The organism is Mesorhizobium sp. M0195 (genome assembly GCF_040322115.1).
Classification (GTDB): Bacteria; Pseudomonadota; Alphaproteobacteria; order Rhizobiales; family Rhizobiaceae; genus Mesorhizobium.
In genome coordinates, this window is the sequence record NZ_JAMYSV010000010.1 from 25275 (window position 1) to 50114 (window position 24840).

General features: G+C 61.9%; 25 protein-coding genes and 1 tRNA gene. 7 read left to right on the plus strand and 19 right to left on the minus strand.

What is annotated here, in order from left to right; translation table 11 throughout:
• Positions 1-6 precede the first annotated feature (6 nt).
• The 5 genes from recJ to NKJ12_RS19660 all read right to left on the minus strand — a co-directional run bounded on the left by recJ (position 7) and on the right by NKJ12_RS19660 (position 6034).
• Entirely contained in the window at positions 7-1791 is a 1785-nt protein-coding gene (gene recJ / locus NKJ12_RS19640; RefSeq protein WP_352704464.1) for a single-stranded-DNA-specific exonuclease RecJ, read from the minus strand.
• Positions 1792-1851: 60 nt separating this feature from the next.
• Positions 1852-2835, minus strand: coding sequence for a class II fructose-bisphosphatase (gene glpX, locus NKJ12_RS19645; RefSeq protein WP_352704466.1), 984 nt, complete (start codon positions 2833-2835; stop codon positions 1852-1854).
• A 198-nt stretch (positions 2836-3033) separates the two neighbouring features.
• On the minus strand, positions 3034-4347 hold the full coding sequence (locus NKJ12_RS19650; protein ID WP_352704468.1) for a homoserine dehydrogenase: 1314 nt from the start codon (positions 4345-4347) through the stop codon (positions 3034-3036).
• A 42-nt stretch (positions 4348-4389) separates the two neighbouring features.
• Positions 4390-5607 carry an LL-diaminopimelate aminotransferase gene (locus tag NKJ12_RS19655; RefSeq protein WP_254818358.1) on the minus strand — a complete coding sequence of 406 codons (1218 nt, stop codon included), beginning with the start codon at positions 5605-5607 and terminating at the stop codon, positions 4390-4392.
• Positions 5608-5647: 40 nt separating this feature from the next.
• On the minus strand, positions 5648-6034 hold the full coding sequence (locus NKJ12_RS19660; RefSeq protein ID WP_352704470.1) for a hypothetical protein: 387 nt from the start codon (positions 6032-6034) through the stop codon (positions 5648-5650).
• A gap of 97 nt (positions 6035-6131) precedes the next feature.
• Between NKJ12_RS19660 and phaC the strand changes: the two genes are divergently transcribed.
• The 3 genes from phaC to NKJ12_RS19675 all read left to right on the plus strand — a co-directional run bounded on the left by phaC (position 6132) and on the right by NKJ12_RS19675 (position 9655).
• Positions 6132-7967, plus strand: coding sequence for a class I poly(R)-hydroxyalkanoic acid synthase (gene phaC, locus NKJ12_RS19665; RefSeq protein ID WP_352704472.1), 1836 nt, complete (start codon positions 6132-6134; stop codon positions 7965-7967).
• 327 nt (positions 7968-8294) lie between these two features.
• Complete coding sequence (locus NKJ12_RS19670) at positions 8295-9407, plus strand: YcbK family protein (RefSeq protein ID WP_352704650.1); 1113 nt, start codon at positions 8295-8297, stop codon at positions 9405-9407.
• A 173-nt stretch (positions 9408-9580) separates the two neighbouring features.
• Positions 9581-9655 (plus strand) — tRNA-Glu (locus NKJ12_RS19675).
• Between the two features lie 7 nt (positions 9656-9662).
• Here NKJ12_RS19675 and NKJ12_RS19680 read toward each other — a convergent pair.
• From NKJ12_RS19680 to NKJ12_RS19715, 8 genes are all read right to left on the minus strand, one after another.
• Positions 9663-10769, minus strand: a complete 1107-nt coding sequence (locus tag NKJ12_RS19680; protein WP_352704474.1) for a tyrosine-type recombinase/integrase — start codon at positions 10767-10769, stop codon at positions 9663-9665.
• Complete coding sequence (locus NKJ12_RS19685; RefSeq protein WP_352704476.1) at positions 10766-11101, minus strand: hypothetical protein; 336 nt, start codon at positions 11099-11101, stop codon at positions 10766-10768. Before NKJ12_RS19685 ends, NKJ12_RS19680 begins: the two co-directional genes overlap by 4 nt.
• 67 nt (positions 11102-11168) lie before the next feature.
• Positions 11169-11480, minus strand: a complete 312-nt coding sequence (locus NKJ12_RS19690) for a DUF2190 family protein (RefSeq protein WP_352704478.1) — start codon at positions 11478-11480, stop codon at positions 11169-11171.
• An 18-nt stretch (positions 11481-11498) separates the two neighbouring features.
• Positions 11499-12563 carry a phage major capsid protein gene (locus tag NKJ12_RS19695; RefSeq protein ID WP_352704480.1) on the minus strand — a complete coding sequence of 355 codons (1065 nt, stop codon included), beginning with the start codon at positions 12561-12563 and terminating at the stop codon, positions 11499-11501.
• Positions 12564-12575: 12 nt separating this feature from the next.
• On the minus strand, positions 12576-13421 hold the full coding sequence (locus NKJ12_RS19700; RefSeq protein ID WP_352704482.1) for a head maturation protease, ClpP-related: 846 nt from the start codon (positions 13419-13421) through the stop codon (positions 12576-12578).
• Positions 13421-13888: a hypothetical protein gene (locus NKJ12_RS19705; RefSeq protein ID WP_352704484.1), complete on the minus strand. Its 468-nt coding sequence runs from the start codon at positions 13886-13888 to the stop codon at positions 13421-13423. Before NKJ12_RS19705 ends, NKJ12_RS19700 begins: the two co-directional genes overlap by 1 nt.
• A 272-nt stretch (positions 13889-14160) precedes the next feature.
• Entirely contained in the window at positions 14161-14535 is a 375-nt protein-coding gene (locus NKJ12_RS19710; RefSeq protein ID WP_352704486.1) for a hypothetical protein, read from the minus strand.
• A complete protein-coding gene (locus NKJ12_RS19715; RefSeq protein WP_352704488.1) occupies positions 14532-15089 on the minus strand; it encodes a hypothetical protein in 558 nt (185 codons plus the stop codon). The genes NKJ12_RS19710 and NKJ12_RS19715 overlap by 4 nt, the downstream gene beginning before the upstream one ends.
• A 198-nt stretch (positions 15090-15287) precedes the next feature.
• Between NKJ12_RS19715 and NKJ12_RS19720 the strand changes: the two genes are divergently transcribed.
• Both NKJ12_RS19720 and NKJ12_RS19725 read left to right on the plus strand, forming a co-directional pair.
• Positions 15288-15581: a helix-turn-helix domain-containing protein gene (locus NKJ12_RS19720; protein WP_352704652.1), complete on the plus strand. Its 294-nt coding sequence runs from the start codon at positions 15288-15290 to the stop codon at positions 15579-15581.
• 116 nt (positions 15582-15697) lie between these two features.
• Positions 15698-15919 carry a hypothetical protein gene (locus NKJ12_RS19725; RefSeq protein WP_352704490.1) on the plus strand — a complete coding sequence of 74 codons (222 nt, stop codon included), beginning with the start codon at positions 15698-15700 and terminating at the stop codon, positions 15917-15919.
• Positions 15920-15976: 57 nt separating this feature from the next.
• Here NKJ12_RS19725 and NKJ12_RS19730 read toward each other — a convergent pair whose 3' ends face one another.
• From NKJ12_RS19730 to NKJ12_RS19750, 5 genes are all read right to left on the minus strand, one after another.
• Positions 15977-16345, minus strand: a complete 369-nt coding sequence (locus NKJ12_RS19730) for a hypothetical protein (RefSeq protein ID WP_352704492.1) — start codon at positions 16343-16345, stop codon at positions 15977-15979.
• Positions 16338-16472 carry a hypothetical protein gene (locus tag NKJ12_RS19735; protein WP_352704493.1) on the minus strand — a complete coding sequence of 45 codons (135 nt, stop codon included), beginning with the start codon at positions 16470-16472 and terminating at the stop codon, positions 16338-16340. The genes NKJ12_RS19730 and NKJ12_RS19735 overlap by 8 nt, the downstream gene beginning before the upstream one ends.
• Before the next feature lie 83 nt (positions 16473-16555).
• Positions 16556-18343, minus strand: a complete 1788-nt coding sequence (locus tag NKJ12_RS19740) for a phage tail tape measure protein (RefSeq protein WP_352704495.1) — start codon at positions 18341-18343, stop codon at positions 16556-16558.
• Between the two features lie 637 nt (positions 18344-18980).
• Positions 18981-19718 (minus strand): hypothetical protein, encoded by a 738-nt coding sequence (locus NKJ12_RS19745; protein WP_352704497.1) that lies wholly within the window; start codon positions 19716-19718, stop codon positions 18981-18983.
• 114 nt (positions 19719-19832) lie between these two features.
• Positions 19833-20132: a DUF982 domain-containing protein gene (locus NKJ12_RS19750; protein ID WP_352704499.1), complete on the minus strand. Its 300-nt coding sequence runs from the start codon at positions 20130-20132 to the stop codon at positions 19833-19835.
• A 302-nt stretch (positions 20133-20434) separates the two neighbouring features.
• Between NKJ12_RS19750 and map the strand changes: the two genes are divergently transcribed.
• Both map and radC read left to right on the plus strand, forming a co-directional pair.
• On the plus strand, positions 20435-21262 hold the full coding sequence (gene map / locus NKJ12_RS19755; RefSeq protein WP_254818354.1) for a type I methionyl aminopeptidase: 828 nt from the start codon (positions 20435-20437) through the stop codon (positions 21260-21262).
• A gap of 52 nt (positions 21263-21314) precedes the next feature.
• A complete protein-coding gene (radC, locus tag NKJ12_RS19760; protein WP_352704501.1) occupies positions 21315-22061 on the plus strand; it encodes a RadC family protein in 747 nt (248 codons plus the stop codon).
• An 88-nt stretch (positions 22062-22149) separates the two neighbouring features.
• On the opposite strand, the gene NKJ12_RS19765 is transcribed toward radC, so the two are convergent.
• Positions 22150-24729 (minus strand): bifunctional diguanylate cyclase/phosphodiesterase, encoded by a 2580-nt coding sequence (locus NKJ12_RS19765; RefSeq protein WP_352704654.1) that lies wholly within the window; start codon positions 24727-24729, stop codon positions 22150-22152.
• Positions 24730-24840: the final 111 nt, after the last annotated feature.

Below are 24840 nucleotides of genomic sequence, written 5' to 3' on the forward strand. Positions count from 1 at the left end.
AGCTTCTCAGGCAAGCGCCGCGTCGACGATACGAAATTGCACCGTGCGGTTGCCGTTCCAGTGGTTGCCCGACAGCGAGCCGGCTACATGCACCGGTTTACCCCTGTTCTTGAACAGGAATTCGCCGAGCGCGGTATCGACGGCGCGAAAGGCGATCGCCTGGATGCGGCCGCCGCTTTCCGACTGCAGGTCGGCGCGGATGTGGTTGGTGCCGACCGCCCGCGCATCGACAAGCCGGTGGCGCGGCAGCGCGAACACCGGCGCGACATGCCCTGCGCCGAACGGCCCTGCCCTCTCAAGTGCATCGAGCAGCGCGAGCGTCGCGCCCTCGGCGGCAAGCGCACCGTCGATCGCCAGGCTCTCCTCGCCTTGCAGGCGGAACACGTCCACCGCCGCGCGCTCTTCGAAGAAAGCCCTGAGTTCACCGAGCTTCGCCCGCTCGACAGTGATGCCTGCCGCCATTCCGTGACCGCCACCCTTGAGGATCAGCCCGGCATCGGCAGCCTCGCGCACCAGCCGGCCGAGGTCGAAGCCAGACACTGAACGGCCTGAACCGGTACCGACACCATTGGCGTTGAAGGCGATGGCAAATGCCGGCCGGCGCGCATGGTCCTTGAGCCGCGAGGCAAGTAGGCCGACAATGCCCGGGTGCCAGTTGCTGCTGGCTGTGACCACGATGGCCGGACCATTGCCGCCGGCAAGCTCGGCGTCCGCCTCTGAGCGCGCCGCGGCCAGCATCTCCTGCTCCATCGACTGCCGCTCCTGGTTGAGTCGATCCAGCGTCTCGGCAATGGTGCGAGCTTCGACCGGGTCGTCGGTTGCAAGCAGGCGGCTGCCAAGTGCTGCGTCGCCGATGCGCCCGCCGGCATTGATGCGCGGACCGATCAGAAAGGCCAGATGGAACGTGCTGATCGGCTCGCCTATACGCGAGACCCGCGCCAACGCCGCCAGCCCTTCGTTTCTCTGCTGCCGCGCCACCTGCAGCCCCTTGACCACGAAGGCGCGGTTGACGCCGGTGAGCGGCACCACGTCGCAGACTGTGCCCAGCGCCACCAGGTCGAGCAGGGCAAGCAGGTCCGGCGGTGCGGCATCCGGCAAGCGGCCGCGCAGGATCTTCGCGGTCTGCACCAGGCAAAGGAAGACGACGCCGGCGGCACAGAGATGACCTTGGCCGGAAAGGTCGTCCTCGCGATTTGGGTTGACGACCGCAGCCGCCGCCGGCAACGGCCCGCCGACCTGATGGTGATCGAGCACCACGACGTCGGCGCCGGCGGCCTTTGCGGCGTCGATGGAAGCAGCGCTGTTGGTGCCGCAATCGACTGTGACGATCAGCGTCGCGCCGCGCGAGACGAGTTCGCGCATCGCTTCCGGATTGGGGCCGTAACCCTCGAAGATGCGGTCCGGTATGTAGATCTCCGACGCCACCGAGAAATGCGCGAGAAAGCGCTTGAGCAGCGCCGACGAGGCGGCGCCGTCGACATCGTAGTCGCCAAAGATCGCTACCTTTTCCCTGGCCATCACCGCCTGGGCGATACGAGAGGCGGCCTTGTCCATGTCGGTCAGCGATGCCGGGTCGGGCAGCAGGTTGCGGATGGTCGGATCGAGGAACCGCTCGGTCTGATCGGCGGTGACGCCGCGCCCGGCCAGCACGCGCGCCACGATGTCGGGCACGCCATAACCTTGCGCGATGGCGAGCGCGGCCATGTCCTGGCGCTCGGTCAGCCGGTGTTCCCAGGAAACGCCGGTGGCCGATTGCCTTACATCGAGGAAAAAGCGTCTTTCCCCCGTCACGTGGTGCGCCGTCTGCAATTTGTCATTGCGCACAATATGCAACGGCTAACTGAGTCGAAATCAAAACTTTTCCAGATCCTGATGCCTGGCCTTGATTTCGCGCACGGTCCGCGATGACGAGCGCAGCACGATCGTGTGCGTGGTGATGAAATTGCGGCCGAACTTGACGCCGGCCAGCAAATTGCCGTCGGTGACGCCGGTCGCGGCAAACAGCACGTCGCCGCGTGCCATGTCTTGCGTGTGGTAGATCCGTTTGGTGTCGGAGATGCCCATCTTGGCGGCGCGCGCCAGCTTTTCCGGCGTATCGAGGATCAACCTGCCCTGCATCTGGCCACCGGTGCAGCGCAAGGCGGCAGCTGCGAGCACGCCTTCCGGCGCGCCTCCGGTGCCGAGATAGATATCGATACCGGTCTCGTCCGGATCGGTGGTGTGGATGACCCCGGCGACATCACCGTCGCCGATCAGACGGATCGCGGCGCCGGTCGCCCGCACGGCTTCGATCAACGCGCCATGGCGTGGCCGGTCGAGAATACAGGCGGTGATCTCCGCCACCGGCACGCCCTTGGCCCTGGCGAGGCTGGCGATGTTTTCGGCCGGGGAGGCATCGATGTCGATGATGCCGTCGGCATAGCCCGGGCCGATCGCAATCTTGTCCATATAGACATCCGGCGCGAACAAAAGGCTGCCTTTTTCGGCAATGGCAATAACGGCCAATGCGTTGGGCAGGTTCTTGGCGCAGATCGTCGTGCCTTCGAGCGGATCGAGTGCGATGTCGACAGCCGGGCCTTTGCCGGTACCGACTTCCTCGCCGATATAAAGCATCGGCGCCTCGTCGCGCTCGCCTTCGCCGATCACCACCGTGCCGTTGATGGCAAGACGGTTGAGCTCCTGCCGCATGGCATCGACCGCAACCTGGTCGGCGGCCTTCTCGTCGCCGCGTCCGCGCAATCTGGCGGCCGCGACCGCTGCGCGTTCGGTGACGCGCACCACTTCCATGGTCAGTATCCGGTCGAGGCCGGCGACAATGTTCTGGGCCACATTCATCGATGGACAATCCTCGTTGGCACTTTGTTTTTATGCATGTCGTTGTCCCAAAACCGCTGCCCACTTTTTGGCGACATGCATTGGCCTCCCGCCAGAGACGCGCTTCTTGTGTCAAAGCCCCGTGACAACAGCAAGACCTGCGCCGGGCCTTTTTAAAGCGCAGCAATATCAAACGATTAAAGGCAAAATGTGAGACTGCTATCCGGCCCGCTCGATGCGGATGACTTGCGGCTTGTCGGTCAGAAGGCTGTCCCTGGTGATGCCGTCGACGGCCTTGCGCACCGCCGCCTCGGTCGTCTCGTGGGTCACCAGGATGACCGTCTTCTGTGCCTCGGTTTCCGGCCCGGCGGCATGCTGGACGATCGATTCCAGGGAAATGTCGTTGTCGGCCATGCGCTTCGCTATTGCCGCGAAGACGCCGAGGCGGTCGTGCACGGTCAGCCGGATGAAATAACCCCCGGCATGGCTGCGCATCTGCGCCTTTTTGTAAGGCTTCAATTCCTTCGCCGGCCGACCGAAGACCGGACCATGCTGGAAGCCAGGCCGGCTCTTGGCGATGTCGGCAATGTCGCCGATCACCGCCGATGCGGTGGCGTTGCCGCCGGCACCGGGGCCGGAGAGCAGCAATTCGCCGAGGATGTCGGTCTCGATGGCCACCGCATTGGTGACGCCGTGCACTTGCGCGATGACCGAGGCCGTCGGCACCATGGTCGGATGCACGCGCTGCTCGATGCCGCTTTCGGTGCGTTGGGCGACGCCAAGCAGCTTGATCCGGTAGCCGAGATCGCCGGCCGCACGGATATCGGCCTGGCTGATGTTGGAGATGCCCTCCATATAGATATCGTTGGCTGCGATCCTCGTGCCGAAGGCCAGGCTGGTCAGGATCGACAGCTTGTGGGCAGTGTCATGGCCCTCGATGTCGAAGGTCGGGTCGGCTTCGGCGTAGCCCAGCCGTTGCGCATCCTTCAGGCAGGCATCGAAGGACAGGCCCTCGGCCTCCATGCGTGTCAGTATGTAGTTGCAGGTACCGTTGAGGATGCCGAAAACGCGGGTCACCGAATTGCCGGCCATCGCCTCGCGCATTGTCTTGATAACCGGAATGCCGCCGGCCACCGCCGCCTCGTAATTGAGCAGCACGCCTTTCCTCTCGGCGATCTCGGCCAATGCCACCCCGTGCTTGGCAAGCAATGCCTTGTTTGCGGTAACGACATGTCGGCCGGCCTCGAGCGCCGCTTTGACGGACGAGCGCGACGGGCCTTCGTCGCCGCCGATCAGCTCGACGAAGACATCTATCTCGGCGATCTGCGCCATCTTGACGGCATCGTCGAACCACTGTGCTGTGCCAAGATCAACGCCGCGGTCGCGTTTGGGATCGCGGGCCGAAACCGCCGACACCACGATATCGCGTCCGCACTGCCGCGTCAGTTCGGCCGCCTTGTCGCGCAGCACACGGGCCACAGACGCACCGACGGTGCCGAGGCCGGCAATTCCAACACGCAACGCTTCAGCCATGTCCGGCGACGCCCCTCAACAATTCGGTCGATGTGTATAAGATCAGCGATGCGCGGCGAGCGGTACGACATTATTCGGCTGCTTGGCGCTGGATGCGAGGAAGCGCTTGATGTTGCGCGCCGCTTGCCGGATCCGATGCTCGTTTTCGACCAGCGCGATGCGCACGTGATCGTCGCCATGCTCGCCGAAGCCGACGCCCGGCGCCACCGCGACGTCGGCGTGCTCGATCAGGAGCTTGGAGAACTCAAGCGAGCCAAGGTGCTTGAACGGCTCCGGGATCGGCGCCCAGGCGAACATCGATGCCGCCGGTGCGGGAATGGTCCATCCGGCACGGCTGAAGGAGTCGACCATGACATCGCGGCGTTTGCGGTAGACGTCGCGCACTTCGGCGATGTCGGCGCCGTCGCCGTTCAGTGCATGCGCCGCCGCCACCTGGATCGGCGTGAAGGCGCCATAGTCGAGATAGGATTTCACCCGCGTCAGCGCCGAGATCAGCCGTTCATTGCCGACCGCAAAACCCATACGCCAGCCCGGCATCGAAAAGGTCTTCGACATCGAGGTGAACTCGACGGCGACGTCTATGGCGCCCGGCACCTGCAGCACCGAAGGCGGCGGATTGCCGTCGAAATAAATCTCCGAATAGGCAAGATCCGACAGGATGATGATGTCGTTCTTCCTGGCGAAGGCCACCACCTCCTTGTAGAAATCGAGCGAAGCGACCAGTGCCGTCGGGTTGGACGGATAATTGAGGATCAGAGCCAGCGGCTTCGGGATCGAATGGCGGATGCCGCGCTCCAGGGCCGGGATAAAGCCGTCGTCCGGCTCGACCTGCAGCGAGCGGATGACGCCGCCCGACATAATGAAGCCGAAGGCGTGGATCGGATAGGTCGGATTGGGGCACAGGATCACGTCGCCGGGGGCGGTGATCGCCTGTGCCATATTGGCGAAGCCCTCCTTCGAGCCGAGCGTCGCCACCACCTGGCTGTCCGGGTCGAGCTTCACGCCGAAGCGGCGGGCATAGTAGTTGGCCTGTGCACGGCGCAGACCCGGAATGCCGCGCGACGACGAATATCGGTGCGTGCGCGGATCGCGCACCACCTCGCATAATTTGTCGACGATGGCCTTGGGCGTCGGCAGGTCCGGATTGCCCATGCCAAGATCGATGATGTCGGCGCCGCGCGAACGGGCGCTGGCCTTCAGGCGGTTGACCTGTTCGAAGACATAGGGCGGAAGCCGGCGGACCTTGTGAAATTCTTCCATGGCAGTTCCAGACAGTGAGGTTGCGGTCGCGCGTATAAGCTTATTTGCAACTAGGGTCGAGAGCGGGGTCGCATTTGCCTTCGATCTGCTTCAGCGCCTCGGCGCCGTGTTTTTTTGCCAGCTGGTCCAGCGCTGCCTGGTCCGCAACCTTGACGCCGCCGCCCTTGGCGGTCTGGCTCTGCTTCTCGGCCTTCAGTTGGGCGAGCTTGGCGTTCTTTTCCTCGTCGGTGAATTGCTCGGCCGCCACCTGCGGCCGGATGTTCAGGTTCGGATAGGAACCGGTGTCCTTCGCGCCGACAAGGCCGGTGGCGGGCGCCGCACCTTCCATGTTGCTGCTCGTGCAACCGGCCATCGCCAACATGACGAGCGCCATGCGGCAAAAACGACCAGTGCCGGAAAAAACGTTCTTGCCAATATTAATCGTCATATTGTTTTCCTGGCGGCCGGGTTAGAGCACATTGGACCCTGTTCGATATCCCATGGTAATATGTCAACAAAACGCTTCGGGAGGAACCCCGCGAACCATGGCCAAAACACCCGATTCGGGCAAAGCGGAAGATGACCAACCTTCGACCGTCGAGCAATATCTGGTGAAGGACCCGGAACGATTCGCTCTGAACATGGCCCGCATGATCGAGCAGGCCGGCAAAGCCGCCTCGGCATGGGCCGAGCCGCGGGAAAAGGGCGAGGTACGCGATCACGTCGCCGAGCCGGTCGTCGACATGGTGAAGACGTTCTCCAAGCTCACCGAGTACTGGCTCTCCGACCCGCAGCGCGCGCTGGAGGCGCAAACGCGGCTGTTTTCCGGCTACATGACCGTCTGGGCCAATGCTGTCCAGCGCGTCGGCGCCGGCGCCGAGGACGCCGAGGATGCGGTCAAGCCCGAGCGCGGCGACAAGCGTTTCCAGGACCCGGAATGGGGCCGCAACGCCTTCTTCGATTTCCTCAAACAGGCGTATCTGGTCACCTCGCGCTGGGCGGCCGAACTGGTCGAGCACGCCGACGGCCTGGACGAGCATACCCGCCACAAGGCCGGCTTTTATGTCAAGCAGGTGTCCAATGCCATCTCGCCGTCGAATTTCATCCTGACCAATCCGGAATTGTTTCGCGAGACTGTCGCCTCGAACGGCGAAAACCTGGTGCGCGGCATGAAGATGCTCGCCGAGGACATCGCCGCGGGCAAGGGCGACCTGAAGCTGCGGCAGGCAGATTATTCGCCCTTCGAGATCGGCAAGAATCTCGCCGCCACGCCGGGTAAGGTGGTCGGCCGCAGCGACGTCGCCGAAATCCTGCAATACGAGCCGACTACCGACACCGTGCTCAAGCGGCCGCTGCTGATCTGCCCGCCATGGATCAACAAATACTACATCCTCGATCTCAACCCGCAAAAATCCTTCATTCGCTGGGCGGTCGAGCAAGGCCACACCGTGTTCGTAATCTCCTGGATCAACCCGGACGAGCGGCACGGCGCCAAGAGTTGGGAGGCCTATATCAGGGAGGGCCTGCAATACGGCCTCGACACGATCGAGAAGGCAACCGGCGAAAGGCAGGTCAACGCCATCGGCTATTGCGTCGGCGGCACGCTTCTGGCGGCGGCCCTGGCGCTGATGGCGCAGGAAGGCGACCACCGCATCAAATCCGCCACCTTCTTCACGACCCAAGTCGATTTCACCTATGCCGGCGATCTAAAAGTGTTCGTCGACGAGGAGCAGGTCGCGGCCGTCGAGAAGGCGATGAACGAGAAAGGCTATCTCGACGGCACCAAGATGGCGACTGCCTTCAACATGCTGCGCTCGGGCGACCTGATCTGGCCCTATGTCGTCAACAACTACATGCGCGGCAAGGATCCCCTGCCCTTCGACCTGCTCTACTGGAATGCCGATTCGACCCGCATGGGCGCTGCCAACCATTCCTTCTATTTGCGCAATTGCTATCTCGAGAACAGGCTCTCGCAAGGCATGATGGAACTGGCGGGCCGCACGGTTTCGCTGAAGGACGTTACCATTCCGGTCTACAACCTCGCCTCTAAGGAGGACCACATCGCGCCGGCGCTATCGGTATTCCTCGGCTCGAAATATTTCGGCGGCGAGGTCGACTACGTCATGGCCGGCTCCGGCCACATCGCCGGGGTCGTCAATCCGCCGGCGGCGCAAAAATATCAATACTGGACCGGCGGCAAGCCGGCCGGCGACTTTGACCAATGGCTCGCCCGGGCCACAGCCCACCCCGGTTCCTGGTGGCCGCACTGGCAACGCTGGATCGAAGCCAAGGACAATACCCCCGTTCCGGCCCGCAAACCGGGCGAGCACATGCAAGTTCTAGGCGAAGCCCCCGGCACCTATGTCAAGGTGCGCGTGTAACCATCTGTAATGTGTGGTGAGTTGACGCGCCGCCAAAAGCGGGCGAAATGGTGCCGTCAACCCTGAGCAGCCTTGATTCATCCTCTAGCCGCCAAATTACTTTGAGGCTTGCAGATTTGACACAGGTCTCGTTTCCGGTTCGGGGAACAAGGGTCATTTCGACGAGACGTTTCGGCGCCGCGCCAATGACGAACCGGTCGGATATCGAGGGGGAATTTTGTTTTGAGATCAGCAGGATCGCGCCTCGCGAAGGGAGAAAGCCGCGCCATTGTGGCGGCGCTTTTCTCGGTGCTCCTGGCGTCCTGCACCTCGGCCGGCGACCCGACCATGTCGGTCGGCATGCCAGGCTACAATACCTCGGCTACCGAAATCAGCACGGCCGCCGGTGCGCCCCAGGCCAGCACGGCCGCATCATCGTCGCAGATGACAACCGCACAAATGACGATGAATGCCGACGGTGACGCCAACCTTCCCGAGCAAGTCGCCTATGTGCCAATAGCCAAGCCAGGGGCCAAGCCCGATGCCGGCTTCCCGATCGCCGTTCCAACGGCAGCCGAGACGATCGCGGGACACACGCCGCAGCCGCTGCAACCAAACGCCCAGACGGCCGAACAGGCCGTGGCACAGAACAGTGCTGATGCATCGAAGCCCGACGCCAAGGCCGCCGCGGCGGCGACGAACAACCCGGTCTATGTAACCGCCGGCGAGATGCCGCAGCCACAGGCCTACGCACCGAAGAAAAACTTCCTGGCCTCGCTGTTCAGCGCCACCCCCGCTTCGGCAGCATCGCCGGCCAACAGCAGATCGGGCGGGCAGGCAGCGGTCGTGCAGGCCAAGGCGACGCCTGCGGCAAAACCCACCGTTACCCTGGCCTCGGCCAATCCGGCTGAAAAGCCGGTGCAGCTGGTGTCGACCGGCGATACCAGCCATTTCACGGCCGATGCGCTGCCGGGCGTGCGCCAGACGGCGCTGTTCGAGATCAAGCGCAAATCCGGCCTCGACGATGAGAGCGACGTCGATCTCAACGAAGACGAAGGTTCGGGTGGCGCCTACCAGGTCGCCTCCGCCGCCGGCCTTGCCCGGCTGGCGCCCAACGGCCTCCTGAAACAGAACGAAAGCGTCGATGTCGCCTGCTTGAAGCCGTCGCTGGTTCGCGTGCTGAAGACGATCGAAGGCCACTACGGCCGCAAGATGACGGTCACCTCCGGCTATCGCGATCCGGCCCGCAACCGCCGCGCCAACGGCGCCAAGAATTCGCTGCACATGTACTGCGCCGCCGCCGACATCCAGGTTCCCGGCGTCTCGAAGTGGGAACTGGCAAGCTACATCCGCACCATGCCGGGCCGCGGCGGCGTCGGCACCTACTGCCACACCGAATCCGTCCATGTCGATGTCGGCCCCGAGCGCGACTGGAACTGGCGTTGCCGCAGGCGCGGTTAGGGCGAGGTTCTTCGGCCACTGCGAAGTTCGCTCGGCGACGCTACATCATGCCGCAAAACCAGCTTGGCTGTCGGAAAGACGCGGTTTGGAGCCAAAGGAAAAAAGTTGTCGCAGCCGGCGGCAGACGGGTTGCCGGTTTGTCGCGACGCAACTATAAGCGCTCACATCTGAGCGCGCCCATCGTCTAGCGGTCAGGACACCGCCCTTTCACGGCGGTAACAGGGGTTCGATTCCCCTTGGGCGTACCACCTTCATCTAATTTCCCTTTTCTTTCAAAGCCTTGCGGCGGTGAATGTCCAACTTTTCTACCGGGTTGGACAAATCCTGTTCTCTTTTTGCCCTAGACACCTTCTCCATGCCGGTGTCGCTCAACCGTTTCCGGTTGAACTTCTTGACATAGGTCCGCGCCTCGTCGGGAGTGCTATGGCCGAGGAAAGTCATGATCTCCAATTCGCTCGCGCCGGCATTACCAAGGCGCGTCGCACCGGCCTTTCTGAGGCCATGAGAGGCGCAGTGCGGCAGTCCGGCATCGACGCACTGATCATGAAACCAATTGCCAAATGTCGTCGGCTTGTACGGCCTATCGCCGGTGTGCGTGAGAAACAGCATCCGATCGCCAGGGACCAGCGCTAAAACTTCTTCGAGCTCCTCGATGATAGGCAAGTCCACGTCGCCGCCGGTCTTGCCGCGGCGATAAGCGATTCGCCCGTGGCGCACGCTCTGGCGCCCCAGCTTGACGACGTCTTGCCGAGCCGCACCGGAATTGAGGATCAGCCGCAACGCGAGAACCGCCTTGGACGCTTTGCCGTGATGCGCCTCGAACTGGATGATCTCGTCTTCGGTCCAGGTATGGAAACCGTCAGAGTTTTCGGCATAGCGTTCCACGTCGAGCGTCGGGTCGACGGCGATCAGCTTCTTACGCATTGCAAAACGGCATAGCCTGCGAAGCAATTTCAGCAGGTGATTGGCCGCCGACGGCGTGTCGGCTTTCTTGCCGATGATCGCCTCGACGTGCTCTGTCCGCAAAGTAGCGACACGCCGCTTCCCATAAACCTTGCTGAAGCGATCAAAGTCCTTGCCGAGATTGTACTGCGAGATCGGTCGAAGCTTCTTCCACTTCGGCGAGCGCTTGTAGTGCTCAATCAGCCAATCGAATGTGCCGTATTGGTGCCGGGAAGGCATCGCGGCCGCGCGGGATCCTTGCAGCGCGGCCTCATAGGCTTTGCGGAATTCAATCGAGCCGTATTCGCCTGGCAGATAGGTCTGCGGCACGCCCTTTTTCCGGAAGCGCCAACGCATTTTGCCGTGGCGATCGGGGGCCGGCGAGACGCCGGGGAATGGGTTGGCCGCGCGGCGTTTCATGAAAGGACATCGTCCCATTCGCTGGCGTCATCGCCACTCTGCGCCCCCCGGCGCGTGGTTTCAACCTGCACCTCGACGCGGCCATCGGGATAGGAAACAAACTTGGCTCGATCATAGCCAGCGAGCTTGGCCGCCTTGAAGAGGCGCGTCGCGTCCGCCTGGGTAATGAGAGCAGATCTATTGGCCATGAGGGCTAGCTTTCCGGATCCGGTGAGAAAGTTGCGGATGCAGCCGGGGCAACCATCCACCCGGCTGCATCCGCTTTGGCTTGCCGCGCTGTACATCCGAGCGCGACAGGCCTTCTCATGCGATTTCAACCAATCCCGGATCATGACTATTTGCCGGGCGGAATTGGCGTGAGAGGACGAACCGCGCGCCCCTGAAGGTCCCGGCAGATTCCTAGAACGCGCCGTTGAGCCTGAACTGACCGCCACCAAGCGCAACACCAAATTTTTTGTTGGTGCCGGCAGTCGTCGTCAGCTCGTCGTCGGCAACCACATAGTAGGCGAGAGTGCCGGCGGCGAAGACATCACCGCTCTTCAGCGGCAGGTCCTTGAAGACGCCCTCAAGCCGCGTCTGCACGACTTGGCCGCTGGCGGCAGCGCCGACGGCGATGCCGACGATGCTGCCGACGCAAACGATATCTCCCGGCGCGCGGTCGACGGGCGCCGTCAACGGCACCGTATGGCCATCCTGGACAAGGTTTCTCATTGTCGATTTCTCCTGATTTTACGCCGGTCCGGCGTTTTTGTAGGCGCCGCGATAGTCGATCCATCCGGCGCCGAAGGCGGTGGAAACGCGAGTGATGACCGCGTGCCGGTTGATTGGAGCCTCTGTACGCACCTCCGGATCGTCCATGCCGTTGACGGTGCCATGCTCGAGGCTCATCTGCCGCTCCGGCCGGGCGAATAGGTACCAGGCCTTCGGGTCGGCGAGCCGATGTTCAACGACCGGCGTCAGCTTGCCCGAGAACGGGTTGACCTCGTCGACCGAGGTGGCCGTGATCGCGGCGAGCAGCTGCTCGGCGGTCGTTTCGAGCTCGGGCGGAATTACCAGGAAGGAGGGTTGAACGCCGATGTCGCGTAGCCCGTCGATGTCCTTCTGCCGGCGCATGGCGAGCCGCCCCGCCGAAAGCGTCGTCACATCCAGCACCGCACCGGCACCAGCCAGGTTGCCGTGGCTGGCGTGGAACACGGCGACGCCATCGGACAGCACCGGGTTCGACTCGATCCGGTTGACGATCACGCGCGCCTTGCCGTCGAGCACGGTTTCGCCGATGCGAAGCGCCGGCTGCACCAGCAAGCCGAGATTGTCGTTGACTAGCGCTTCCGTCGTGATCTCGATCATCCGCGAGCGAATGACGGCAAAGGTCTTTTCCTTGCGCTCCCCGATCGTCCCATACTGCACCTCTCCGCCCTCACCAGGCGGGAGCAACTCGGGGAACAGACCACCCTGGACGCTCTCCTTCTCGCGGAAATCCTCGTAGGTGGTTTCGTGAGAGATGCGCAGGATCTCGGGGTAATTGATGATCTGCGCCGCCAGCGCCGAGACAGAGACCGTATCCGACAGGATTTTCAGAAAATCATCCGTCGTCATCATGGCGCGGATTTCGGTGCGCCCTCCGGTCTTCGAGGCGACCGCAGCCGCCGCATCGCGGAGACCCATGCCAGGATGCGCACGCGATACGTCGTCGCCAAAGGCGGCGCGGACGATACCCGGCGAGTGCCGGTTCAACATGGCAATCGCCATCGGGTCGAAGAGATCGGCGGGATTGGGTTTGGGAGCTGCGCTCATCGGTTCTAGTCCTTACTTTGGGAGGAAGTCGTTCCAGGTAGTGGGCCCGCTGCGACTGCCGCGATTGCCAGGCTGCGCCAGTCCGGATATCGGCATCCGCATGGCCGCCAGGCGGCTGGCTTCATAGGCCGATGCCTGCGTCTGCCGGTCTTTTTCGGTCTGGCTGGACGCCTTCAAAGCATCCAGCTCGGCCTGCAGCTTGTCGGCGCGATCCTTCTCGGCCGAGGCCGAAAGCGGCCTCTCGCCGGCAGTCCAGTTGTTCTTTAGCGCCAGCGCCTTCAGCGCTTCCGGCGCCTTGGCATAGGCGCGATAATCGAAGGCCGCGAATGACTTCGCCTTCGCCTTGTCGACCTTGGTCGCGTAGCCGGCCTCGAGGGCTTCTTCGGCCGTGAACCAGATTTCGTCCTTCATCGAGGCGCGCACGGCATCCGGCGCCGCGCCAGACCGCGCTGCATAGATGCTGGCGTATTCGCCACTCAGGCGGTCGAGAAGCTCGGCCTGCTTGAGCTGCTCCGAGGCCGGCCCTACCGTGACGCCATGGGCCTCGTGCAACATCATCATGGCGCCCGCGCACATGGTGATTTCGCTGCCGGCCATGGCGATCAGCGAACCGGCCGACGCGGCCAGGCCTTCCACGACGACGCTGACGCCCGCCTTGTGGCGTGCAAGCGCGTTGTAGATGCCGATGCCATCGAAGGCATCGCCGCCCGGGCAGTTCAGCCGCACCGTGAGCGGCTTGCTGCCGTGCTGCGCCAGTGCGGCGATGACATCGTGCGAAGTGAACGAATTCGGGCCCCATGCGTCTTTGAAGACCGGGCCGTGCAGGATCAATTCGCCATTCTGATAGATGTCGGCCATCACGGAATTTCCTTGCGTTCGAATTCAGAGAGTTGCGCGAGCGCGCCGTTGACGATCTCGCCGAGGGGGAAAACAATGACCGGCTCGGCGTGTATCCCGCGCCGTGCCAGTGCTTCCCGCTTCTCGGGATTGATGGGACGATCCGGCGACCCGCCGGCCGCCAAGGGGATCTTGTCGCGGCGGCTGCCAATGCCGGGCAGGCCTTCGAAATCCTCGACGATCGAATCAAGCCGGATGCTGCGCGGATCACCGTGAAGGGGGAGAAACCTGCCGAGCGTGTAGCCACTGACGTGATCGACTTCGACCAGCTTGGCGGTCGCGCCCGACGGCCGCAGCATGATGTAGGTGTTCCAGTCCATCCCATCGCCGCGTAACAAGGTCTTGCCGGCGGCTTCTGCCATCTCGACGGACTGTGACAGCGACACTTCGAGGTCCGCCATGCGGCGCATGATAGCCAGCTTGACCACGTCGATAGCCGAATAGAGCCGCCGGTTGCCTCGGCCGGGATTGCGCGCGCCGAAGACTTCCCGAAGCGGGGTATTCATCTCGGATTTCCCACCCCTGTTGACCCAGGTTTGCAGGACCTCCGGCCGGAGCCGCGTGACAGCAAGAACCTCCGGCGTAGTGTACCGAGGTTCGACCAAATCTTGAGAGTCGGTGCTATTCATAGGAGCTAAATAGCACCGACTCTCAAAATCCGTCAACAAGAAAGTAGCAGCGCAATTCATCATGTGTGGCATCAGCCGCTTCGGCTCATCGCCCTGATGTCGTCGATTAGGCTTCGGAGGATGGTTATCTCCAGATCCTCGTCGTCCGTGTAATCGCGCTCGCGAACCCTGACTTTCACGGCCAGGCCCTCAATGGTATTGGCCTTGGTCTTCATGACCTTATCGAGCGCGCGACCGAAAGCTGCGGCCCTTTTCTCCTCCTTCTTTTCCGCCTTTGCGATGCGCGGCATGAGACGCGATCTGAGACGCTTAATCGCCTCTTCAAGCTGATCCTCGAGCTTCGCCGTCCGGTGCGTGGCCTCGTTCCATAGATCGCTCGCGGCGTTGAATTTGGCCTCGAGCCGGAGGAGCTTGGCGTCGGGGCGCCGGGGGGTTTTACCCATCACGACGCCTCCCCTGCGAGGCGCCTGATGTCGGCGGCGATCGAAATCAAGGCCTCGCTCTTTGCGTCAATTTTGTCGGCCGCCCGGAGCTTGACGAGGATACCCTCCAAGGTGTTGGCCGGCATTGCCAAAATGCGATCGCCGACCTTGTAAAACTCCGCAGAGCGCGCGCGGTAGGCGGCCTCGGCGGCATCAACGCCGGCCTGGCGATTTATCTCATCCACCTTATCAAGGAAGGCATCCTGCAAAGCCCTGTGCGCGGCCCGCTGCTCTTCACGAGACTTGTGAAAATCACGCAAAGGCGCCGGCTGTTTCTCCGGAATTGCAAGGTCCCGAACAAGCATGGATGCAACCATTTCGTGGACGTCGTCCGGCATGCGCGGTTCCGCCCATGCGGCAGGCTGCGGCGGATAGAGCTTGTCTGCGATCTTGCCGGCCCGACAGCAGGCCTTGTCCGCCAGGTTCATCTGGGCCTCGGCTTCCGCCATTTCCTGATCAAGCCAGAAAAGGTCGGCGTCGGGATGCTCGGCGGCAGGCGCGGCCGGAATAGCCGCCACCAAGGCAGCGGCGGCGGCTGACGATGCTGCCAGGCCATGAAGGACCTGACGGCGGTTAATTGACAGCAAGCCTTCGGCGGCTGCCGCAACGAGTGCGTTCGGCATTAGAGAGTTTCTCCCCTTGCATCTAAGTTATATTTTTCCTATAACTCTGCAGGAAATCTAAAGTCAACTGTTTTCATTCAAGGCTGCATGAAATTGACAATCTCTCCGGCGCAGTGTAGGGCAGCACGGGCATTGATCGCTTGGTCCCAGGACCAGCTGGCCGAGGCATCGCATGTAGCGACAGCGACGATCGCCACATTTGAGACCGGAAAAAGGGTTCCCTACCCGAGGACCGTGGATGACATTCGCGAGGCCTTGGAAGCGGCCGGGATCGTCTTCATCGACAAGAACGGCGACGGACCGGGGGTGCGCTTGCGGAAGGATGTCTACGAAGCGGAAGTCGCGGCGCGAGCAGGCGCAGCGTTTAGGGCACTAAAGAAGGAATAGGAATACAGATGTCAAAATTAGATGATGCAATAAGAATAAGAAATCACGCGATCGGGCTGATTAGGTCTCACCGAGGGCAATGGGACAAATTCGGATATGTTGCGAAGATAGGCGACATGATCATATCCTATCGTACACCCTTTCAAAAGATACATGCGCCTGATGACGCTTCAAAGTATCAATGCGCCGTGCTTGGCATAAGAGCCGAGAACCTTCCGTATGGTCTAGATATCCATGTCAAAAAGAAGGTCATGAATATCGAGTGGGATGACCAGGGCGAGATCGATATCCGATCGTTCCGCCGCGGTGCTTGGGAAGAGGAATTACTGTCCAAATAAGCACTCCCCCTATCCCCCTCAATCTCTGCGCCCTGCCCGCAAACTGTCGCATTTTGATCAGCGAGGACAGGGCTCCAACGCGCTGCCAAGCACGTAGACGATGCCGCCTTCCATCTCGCCAGCAATGCCGCCCTGCGCCTTCACGGCCGCCACGCCGGCCGCGCTGAGCGCGCCTGTCGCCAGGTCGAGCTTTTCCCCACACCGCTCACAAGCCGTGCGCCATTCGCCCTGGTCGCGATGCCAGGTGCCCATGGTGTGGCCTCGCGCGGTCGCCCGTCGCACCGCAGCCGCTTGCGCCGTGGCGATGCTCAACGCCGGCAGCAAAGGCGCGACCCGAGCGTGAAACGTCGGCAATGTTTCACGGGAAGAGGACTGAAATGGCCGTGAGGTGCGGCCGGGCAACGAGATCGACTTCTTTTTAGGCATCGGCCCCCGCGCCCCCGTCCGCCAGGTGTGCGGCGACTTCCTGCCAGAGATCGGCGATACGATTGCTTGCTTCGGCGATCATCAGCCTGCGAAACAGCCGGTCCTCCCGGTCGTCGATCTCGGCCATGGCGCAAGCGATCCTGACCAGCTCTGTGTGCTCATCGCCGAGCTGCTGAAACCGCTGAGATAGAAATTCGCCGTCGATACCCACTAACGCGGCCCCATCATGCGGCCCGCTTCCGAGCGTCCAGTATCGGCTCTGACGGACAGCTGCTTAGCGATCGGGACCGGCCGAACGTTCGCATTGAACGCGGCGGCGGCGTCAACGCCGAGTTGCTTACCTACACCCGCCAGCATCGATGCGAAGGTACTGCCGCCTTCCCTGGCGGCCTCATTGATCGACCTCGCGGACTCTGCGATCGAGCGGCCACCGTCGTCGAAGGCCCCCTTGAGATCGGCAGTCGCCGCGGCTGTGGCCCGGTCCATTGCGCTGAAATCGATCTCGTTGCCAAAATAGCCGGCGCCCGGCTTCTCGAGCTGAACGCTGTTGCGAACGGCGGCGGCGTGCCCGCGACCGTAGAGCCGGTACTGCTCGGCCACGGTTGGCGCGACGGGGCGCGCGGTCGGCAGCGGTATGCGGCCCGGCTGGTCCTGACGCCTCGACGGCAGTTCCGGGCTGGCGCTCATTGGCCCCTTGGCGGCGATCAAGCCTTCCGGCGAACGCCAGCCGCCCTTAAAGGCCTTCATCCCCTGGTCATGATTGTCGAAGCCGTTGCGCGCCCACCACATGCGCTTTTCCCAAAAGCCCATGCCTTCCTTGTCGAGTTGCGCGTTGATGAACTGCGCCTTGTCCATATTGGAGCTGACGAAGTCCATGGCGCCGGTCGCGGCAGGCGCAATGCCGCCGCCGATGGCCCTGCTCATGCGCTCCCATGAAGCGGCCATCCTGTCGATCTTCGCCTTGTTCCCGTCGAGGATCACACCAAGATCGCGCATCGTCGAACCGTCGACATTCTCAATCGCCTTCTGGAAACCTTCCATGGCGCCGCGCCCTTGCAACAGGGCGCGCATGCCTTGCATGAACTGGGCATCGGTGAACAGCTGCGGGATCTTCGACAGGTCGCCCTTGAGCGCCCGCTCGGTCAGTTCGATGAACACATCGATCAGGTCGCGACCTTCCTTGCGCGCCTTGGCCATTTCCTTGCGCAGATCGACGCCGAACTTAGAGAAGCTCTTCGCCGTCTCATTCGATTCCATCTTCTGCAACACGTTCTGCAAATTGGTGGCGGCCGAGCTGGCGTCACCGGTTTGCAGGCGCACTGTCTGCAGCATCGATCCCAGCTTGCCCAAACCCTTCTCGCCCTCGTAGCCGAGCGCTGCCATGGCCGGCGCCAGCGACGGCAGATACTGGGCCATGTCCTTCAGTTCGAACTTGCCCTCTTTGCCCAACGTAACCAGGATGTCGAAGGCGCGCTGCATGTTGTCGCCGGTAAACTTGAACGAGCTTCCGATCGCATCTGCCGTAGTGGCGATGTCGGCAATATCGGCGCCGGCGGCCTGCGCGGTGGCGGCGACGGAAGGCAGGAAAGACAGCGCATCGTCGACGCTGCGGCCGGAAGCGACAAGTGCTTCGAGACCGTCCGTGATGCCGTCCTGCGTCATCGCATAGTCGAGCGCGGCACGGTCGACGGTGCGGAACATCTCGCCAAGCTTGTCCTTGCCGGCATCGGCGTTGACGGCGATTCTCGTCAGCCGGCGTTCGGCGTCGGCGAAGTTGGTCACCAGCGCGCCGGCACCGCGAACGACCTGGTAGCCAATCACGCCTCGCACGGCATTCATGGCGAGCATAGAGGTGCGCGCCATCGTGGTTTGCGTCCGATTGAACGCCAGCGCTTTCTGGTTGACCTGGTTGAGCTTGGCGGAAAGCTGGCCGAAGGCGCTCATCGAGCCGAGTTTGGCTGAAAGCCGCATCACGGCTTCAATCGTCTTGTTTGTCATTGCAGTTCCCCTTCAGGTTGTATGATGTGTGCAGCACGTGTGCACACGCGTTTGTGCGTGTACCGGTTGCGAGATCACTTACTAGAAAAATCCCGGGCTCCCCCGGGCCCGTATAGGTCAGAGGCCCTTGATACGGTCCCTACACCGGGGGTGGGGTCAGCCGAAAAGGGGGTCGGTATTGCCGAGCCCCTTGCTGGCGACCGGCTTGGACAGGGTCGCCGCACAGTCCTCAGACCAATGACATCCGCATTGCGGATTACGGCCCTGCCGGCTGCCAACTGATGACCCTTATCCATCATTCCAATTCACCACCTTTAGCGACACTTAGCGATACTTTAGCGATACTTTAAGCGATAGTTTATCGTGAGATATCAATAGGTTCGATACTTGCGGCACTTTTCGTCGCCTATAGGCTATAAAATTGAGTTTTGTTTTTTAAATTCTCTCGCATATAGGGACGCGTATAAGTATCGCAGGGTGTCGCAACTATTTGAAATTGTTACCTTTATCTCGCTGAACAAGGTGTCGCGAAGTGTCGCAAGGTGTCGCAAGTGTCGCGCCGGAAAAGCTAATGAAAACAACGAAAACGCCACTTTCCGGCAGTGCGCTGACCTAAAGCGGGGGTACGGGGTTTTAGTCATTTGAACCGCGCTTCATAGGTGACGATGCGGCCGGCAACACGCCGAATGGCGGTCTTCTGCATCAGCAATCCAAACCTCGTGAGGGTCAGATGAGGCGCGATCGTCTCGTCCGCCCATTCAATGTAGGCCTTGTGAAGCTGCCGCGCGGCGATGCCGACCCGGCAGTCTGCGACCAGGCGCGCCTCGACGAATGCGGCGACGTAGTGCAGCAAGCTCAAATCAGGGGGTCCGGGGGATTTGCCAACTGCCGGTAGACCGAGATCCTGCCACAGCTGGCGCGCAGCTCTGGCGCCAAATAACCGACTGGCAGCGTCGACGACGTGGGCTTTCGCCGCCAACTCCGACCAGTTTTCGGCAGCCGCGGTGCGAATACCGTCGCCACTACCGACGGTATTCGGACATGCGCGCTTATAGGCTTTCCATGCGTCTGCAGCGCGCCCAGTGTTACCGGCCTGCTGCATCCAGTCGCGCCGGCCGCCTTCGTCCAGCGCGTTCCACCAAGCCATGCCGGCGTGTTCGTCGGCCGTCGGCGCGGGATCTTGCGAGTTCCGCGATGCTACGCTTCCGATTGCGTCGGTGCCGACGCAATCCTTTCGCTCATCATCGGAAGGCCGGTTGGACAACGCGGCGAAAGCTGCAATGTTTTCAATGGGGGCCCTGCGACCGGTTGGGCAACCTAAGTGCTTGATCTTGCGAGAAACAAGCACGCCCCTTGGGCGTACCAGCAATTTCAACTTGGCATATGTCTATCGCCAGCGTGATGCTGGCAAGCGTGGCTGGACCCTACCCACTCTGAGGGGGTGTCAGCAAAGGGGCGAAGACAGACTGCGGATCGTGTCGACGGCTCCCTACGCCCTCAGCCCCCTCGCCTCGCCGCCGCGCTTGCGCGGAGGAACCATCATGTCCCTGGCAAGCAAGCCGCTCACCCGGCAAAAGGCCATGAAGGCCCGCCATGCGTCTTCGGTCTCGACGATGTCCACCGTGGCGCCAAAACAGGCATTGAACGCGGCCTGGTAGGTTGGCCCCTTCCGGCGAACCGGCCACGTTTGCAGCAAATCGAGCGCCTGCTCGACACTGTAGATTTCCTCGACCGGCTGGCCGGGCACAGGCGCGATACGCACCGGCACCGCAAATTGCAGTCTGTCCATTCGACCTCTCCCGAACCGACACCCCCGCAGCAACATCGTTCGGCATAAAAAGTTGCCGTGGCGGCTTCATGCTTGGGCCGACTTCTCGCCTAGAAATGTGTCGTCACTGCGGTAGCCAATGAACCCGGCGGAAGCATTAGGCCGCTACAGGCAAAGGAGGACGCCCCCTGGCGTGAATATCGCAGGTCCTCGACCGTCGCCGGCAGTTCGTCCTTGAACCTTGCGCCTTCCAGTGCCAAATCTGGGGAGATTTCTCTGGCGGGGGCTCATCCAGCCCTCGCATCCCTGCAAGACGGATAAAAATGGTCACCTATCTCGACGCCGCCACGGCACCGCTCAGAAACACCGGCCAGATCCGTCTTTACGACGAGGAAGGCTTTATCGGCATGCGCAAGGCTTGCGATCTCACCGCGCGCTGCCTCGACGAACTGGTATCGATGGTGGCGCCCGGCGTCACCACCGAAGCGATCGATCGCTTCGTCTTCGAGTTCGGCATGGACCATGGCGCGCTTCCGGCGACACTCAACTACCGCGGCTACACGAAATCATCCTGCACCTCGATCAACCACGTCGTCTGTCACGGCATACCCGACAGCAAGCCGTTGAAGGATGGCGATATCGTCAATATCGACGTCACCTATATACTCGACGGCTGGCATGGCGACTCCTCGCGCATGTATCCGGTGGGCACGATCAAGCGTGCCGCGGAGCGGCTGCTCGAAGTCACGTATGAGTGCCTGATGCGCGGCATCGCGGCAATCAAGCCGGGCGCCCGCACCGGCGCCATCGGCGCCGCCATCCAGACCTATGCCGAAGCCGAGCGTTGCTCGGTGGTGCGCGATTTCTGCGGCCACGGCGTCGGCCGGCTGTTTCACGACGCGCCGAATATCCTGCATTACGGCAGCGCCAGCGAAGGCGTCGAGATGCGGCCGGGCATGATCTTCACCGTCGAGCCAATGATCAATCTCGGCCGGCCGCATGTGAAAGTGCTGTCGGACGGCTGGACCGCGGTGACGCGCGACCGTTCGCTGTCGGCGCAGTACGAACACACGATCGGCGTCACCGAGACCGGCTGCGAGATCTTCACGCTGTCGCCAAAAAACCTCGACCGCCCCGGCCTGCGGGCCTAGTGTCTGGCAGATCGGGGCGTTACCGTGCCCGGCAAATGCTGGGTGGGCAGCCATGAACGGTGACGACGACGAGCGGGCCTTCTTTCCCGAAAGGCCGGTGCGATCGCCTGCGAAGGCGGTGGCCGCCGACAAGCCGCATTATCTCGGCCATCGCGACCGCTTGCGCGAGCGCTTCGCCGCCAGTCCTAACACCCTCCCCGACTACGAACTGCTCGAGCTTCTTTTGTTCCGGCTGATCCCGCGCGCCGACACCAAGCCGGTCGCCAAGGCCTTGCTGTCACGCTTCGGTACATTGGCCGAGGTCCTCGGCGCGCCCGTCGAGCGCCTGCAGGAAGTGAAGGGCATCGGCCCGGCGGTGGCGCTCGACCTCAAGGTGGTTGCGGCAACGGCGCAGCGCATGGCGCGCGGCGAGATCGCCGGCCGCGAGCTGTTGTCGACCTGGACGCAGGTTCTCGAATACTGCCGGTCGGTGATGGCCTTCGAGGAGCGCGAGCAGTTCCGCATCCTGTTCCTCGACAAGAAAAACGCGCTGATCGCCGACGAAGTGCAGCAGGTCGGCACCGTCGACCACACACCGGTCTATCCGCGCGAGGTGGTCAGGCGCGCCCTGGAGCTCTCTGCGAGGGCGATCATTCTGGCGCATAATCATCCGTCGGGAGACCCGACGCCGTCGCGCGCCGACATCGAGATGACCAAGCTGATCATAGAGACGGCCAAACCGCTTGGCATTGCCGTTCACGACCACATCATCATCGGCAGGAAAGGCCACTCCAGCATGAAGGGCCTGCTGCTGATCTGAGGTTTGGCGTTGTTTTCAGCTTTGTCCGCTGTGCGCCTATGTACCGCAACCTCAAGGCGGTCGGCTCGATAAATTCTGGCGCCGAGGCTCAGCTGGCCGTGCGCAGGCGCCGCGATCGGACAAATGTCTTAAGTCCCTCGGAGTCTAACGGGTGGCCGAAGGCATAACCCTGCAATATGTCGCAGCCCAGGCCCTTGAGTAGCCGTGCGTGCTGCATCGTCTCGACGCCTTCCGCCACGACCTCGATACCCAGCGATTTGCCGATTTCGATGATCGACGAGACAACCTGCCTTCTCTGCGGCGATTTGACGATTGGGGTGACCAGCTGCCGATCTATCTTCAGCCGGCGCGGCTGCAACTTCAGCAAACTGACCATCGAAGCGTAGCCGGTACCAAAATCGTCTATTTCGATGTCAATCCCCAGTTCTTTTATTTGCTCGATGTTCCACGTGACAAGATCGTCGTTCTCGTCCAGGAAAATCGACTCAACAAGCTCGAACGAAACTGTTCCTCTCTTGATATCTTGTTCTCGTAGGCTCTTGATAAGCTCCTCGTCTTGAAGGCGCCTCGCCGAGACATTGACCGACACCCGTGGAATGTTAAGTTTTGCAGCGGACCACTCTTCGAAATCCGAAAGCGATTGCTTCAATATGGCTTGGTCGATGATCGAGACGACGTTCAGTTCTTCCGCAATCCTCAGGAAGATGTCGGGCGCCAAAATACCCTTTACTGGATGTTGCCACCTCGCCAGCGCCTCAACCCCAACGATTTCGAGCGTCTTTGCGTCAAATTGGGGCTGGTAGAACGGGATGAACTCGTTGCGCTCGAGGCCGCCGAGAATTTCGTCGGCAATCCGTTTTGTATCGACGATTTCGCTTTGCATCGCGTCAGTGAAGAATTCGTATCGATTGCGCCCTCGGCTCTTTGCTCGGTAAAGCGCGATATCTGCGTTCACCAGCAGGTGTTTGGCTTCGACATCTTTTCCGTTGTCGACAGCTATACCCACGCTGACGCCAAAACGGCACCGGTGGCCCTGATAATAGACGGGCTCGCGCATCTGGCTGATGACCCGATCGGCAAGCAGCGCCAGTTGCTTGGTATCGTCGCGTACCACGCACAGAACGATGAATTCGTCTCCTCCAATGCGGGCGACGAATCCTTCGTCGCCGACCTTCGATCTGAGGACTGTCGACGCGTGAACCAGCATCGCGTCACCGGCGGCGTGGCCCAGCGTATCGTTGATGTGCTTGAACCGATCCAGATCGATGTGAAGCAGTGCCGCACGCCCGCCTGAGCGCCTGGCGTTTGCCGCGTAGTCTTCCAGTACCTGGTCGAGGTAACGCCGGTTGGGCAAGCCGGTCAGCGAGTCATGAAGCGCAATGTGCTCTATGCGCGCCTTGGCCGACTCGAGTTCTGCATTTTTCGACTCCGACAGCTGTTTTGCGCGAACCAGATCCTTGTTCAGCAGGACGTCGGCAGTCACGTCCCATTCCGCGCCGATCATTTTTGGGGTGTCGTTTGTGGCCCGGTAAAGGATCGCCTTGGACCGGACATGACGGACCTCGCCATTCGGGCGCACAATCCGGTACTCCGACAAATATGGTCGTCCGCTGGCCACCGCCGTATCGAAATCTGCGTTGGCGCCAGCCAGATCATCTGGATGGATCGCTCCCGCCCAGTCTGTGTAGCCCCGGTGCTCCCCCGCTGGTTTGCCATATATTTCATTGACGCGTTCATCCCATGTAAGCTCGTTGGTCGCGAGATCGTGTTCCCAAACCCCGATAGCCGAAGCTTCCAGAGCGAGTTCGAGGCGTCGTGACAATCGGCGCAATTCCGCATAATTGCGCTGTCTTTCGCCTATCAGACGACCAGTGACCAGGAAAGGGAACACAACCAAGGCCCCGGCCGTCGCCATGATCGCGCGCAACAACCATGCGTTACTTGGCGTCGAAGGCCAGCCGTTCTTGGGAATGGCAGCGAGCTGCCACGAGCCGGAAGGAAGCAAAACGTCAGCCGTCACCGGATCGCTTTTGCTGATCTCCTCATTGCCGTAGAATTGACCACCTCGGTGACCGAGGGCGTCCCTGCCGATCAGCGCTACGTCGATCCCGAGATCGTCGTCAAGCATGCCGCTCGCTTTGTAAAGGCGCTGCACGTCGACAACGGCTGAAATAATGCCCCAGAACCTTTCCGTGTTGCCCGCGCTGGGCACGAAAACCGGAAAGCGGCCGATGAAGCCTTGTCCCCCCTGCTTCAGCTCGACGGGACCGGCAAGCACCAGCTTGCGTTCATCTCGCGCCCTCAGCGCAGCCGCACGCTGCCGCTCGTTCTTGCGGTAGTCCAGGCCCATCGCCTGCTCATTACCCTCCATCGGGTACATCAGGGAAACGACCAGATCGGGCGCGCCGGCAATATTGTTCAATTGCGAGTCGGCGCCAAATAGATTGCTCGCCAGCGAGGCGAAGCGTTGCTGTCCCATATAAGGCTCGGTCACGACGGCGGCGACCAATCCACGCACGAGTTGAAGGTTTCCGTTGATATTGCCTTCGAGCTTGGCGCGGATGAGATTGACCTTGGTCAACACGTCCGCACGGACGGCCTGGTCCGAGACGACTTTGTTCTGGTGCTCCGCGAACGCGGCGCTGATAAGTATGACGATAAGCGCGATCGCCGCCGGAATGTTTGCCGACGAAAAGACGACCTCCTTGATGCCGCCGAACTTAGCGCGGAAAAAAGCCAATAGGCGATTCCTCAAGTGCCATTTCAGGTTCCCGGGTCG

Coding starts and splice junctions, on each gene's coding strand:
- glpX (WP_352704466.1), bottom strand. CDS start 2,835: ATGAATGTGGCCCAGAACATTGTCGCCGGCCTCGACCGGATACTGACC.
- NKJ12_RS19650 (WP_352704468.1), bottom strand. CDS start 4,347: ATGGCTGAAGCGTTGCGTGTTGGAATTGCCGGCCTCGGCACCGTCGGT.
- NKJ12_RS19655 (WP_254818358.1), bottom strand. CDS start 5,607: ATGGAAGAATTTCACAAGGTCCGCCGGCTTCCGCCCTATGTCTTCGAA.
- NKJ12_RS19660 (WP_352704470.1), bottom strand. CDS start 6,034: ATGACGATTAATATTGGCAAGAACGTTTTTTCCGGCACTGGTCGTTTT.
- phaC (WP_352704472.1), top strand. CDS start 6,132: ATGGCCAAAACACCCGATTCGGGCAAAGCGGAAGATGACCAACCTTCG.
- NKJ12_RS19670 (WP_352704650.1), top strand. CDS start 8,295: ATGTCGGTCGGCATGCCAGGCTACAATACCTCGGCTACCGAAATCAGC.
- NKJ12_RS19680 (WP_352704474.1), bottom strand. CDS start 10,769: ATGAAACGCCGCGCGGCCAACCCATTCCCCGGCGTCTCGCCGGCCCCC.
- NKJ12_RS19685 (WP_352704476.1), bottom strand. CDS start 11,101: ATGATCCGGGATTGGTTGAAATCGCATGAGAAGGCCTGTCGCGCTCGG.
- NKJ12_RS19690 (WP_352704478.1), bottom strand. CDS start 11,480: ATGAGAAACCTTGTCCAGGATGGCCATACGGTGCCGTTGACGGCGCCC.
- NKJ12_RS19695 (WP_352704480.1), bottom strand. CDS start 12,563: ATGAGCGCAGCTCCCAAACCCAATCCCGCCGATCTCTTCGACCCGATG.
- NKJ12_RS19700 (WP_352704482.1), bottom strand. CDS start 13,421: ATGGCCGACATCTATCAGAATGGCGAATTGATCCTGCACGGCCCGGTC.
- NKJ12_RS19725 (WP_352704490.1), top strand. CDS start 15,698: ATGATCATATCCTATCGTACACCCTTTCAAAAGATACATGCGCCTGAT.
- NKJ12_RS19730 (WP_352704492.1), bottom strand. CDS start 16,345: ATGCCTAAAAAGAAGTCGATCTCGTTGCCCGGCCGCACCTCACGGCCA.
- NKJ12_RS19735 (WP_352704493.1), bottom strand. CDS start 16,472: ATGGCCGAGATCGACGACCGGGAGGACCGGCTGTTTCGCAGGCTGATG.
- NKJ12_RS19740 (WP_352704495.1), bottom strand. CDS start 18,343: ATGACAAACAAGACGATTGAAGCCGTGATGCGGCTTTCAGCCAAACTC.
- NKJ12_RS19750 (WP_352704499.1), bottom strand. CDS start 20,132: ATGGACAGACTGCAATTTGCGGTGCCGGTGCGTATCGCGCCTGTGCCC.
- map (WP_254818354.1), top strand. CDS start 20,435: ATGGTCACCTATCTCGACGCCGCCACGGCACCGCTCAGAAACACCGGC.
- radC (WP_352704501.1), top strand. CDS start 21,315: ATGAACGGTGACGACGACGAGCGGGCCTTCTTTCCCGAAAGGCCGGTG.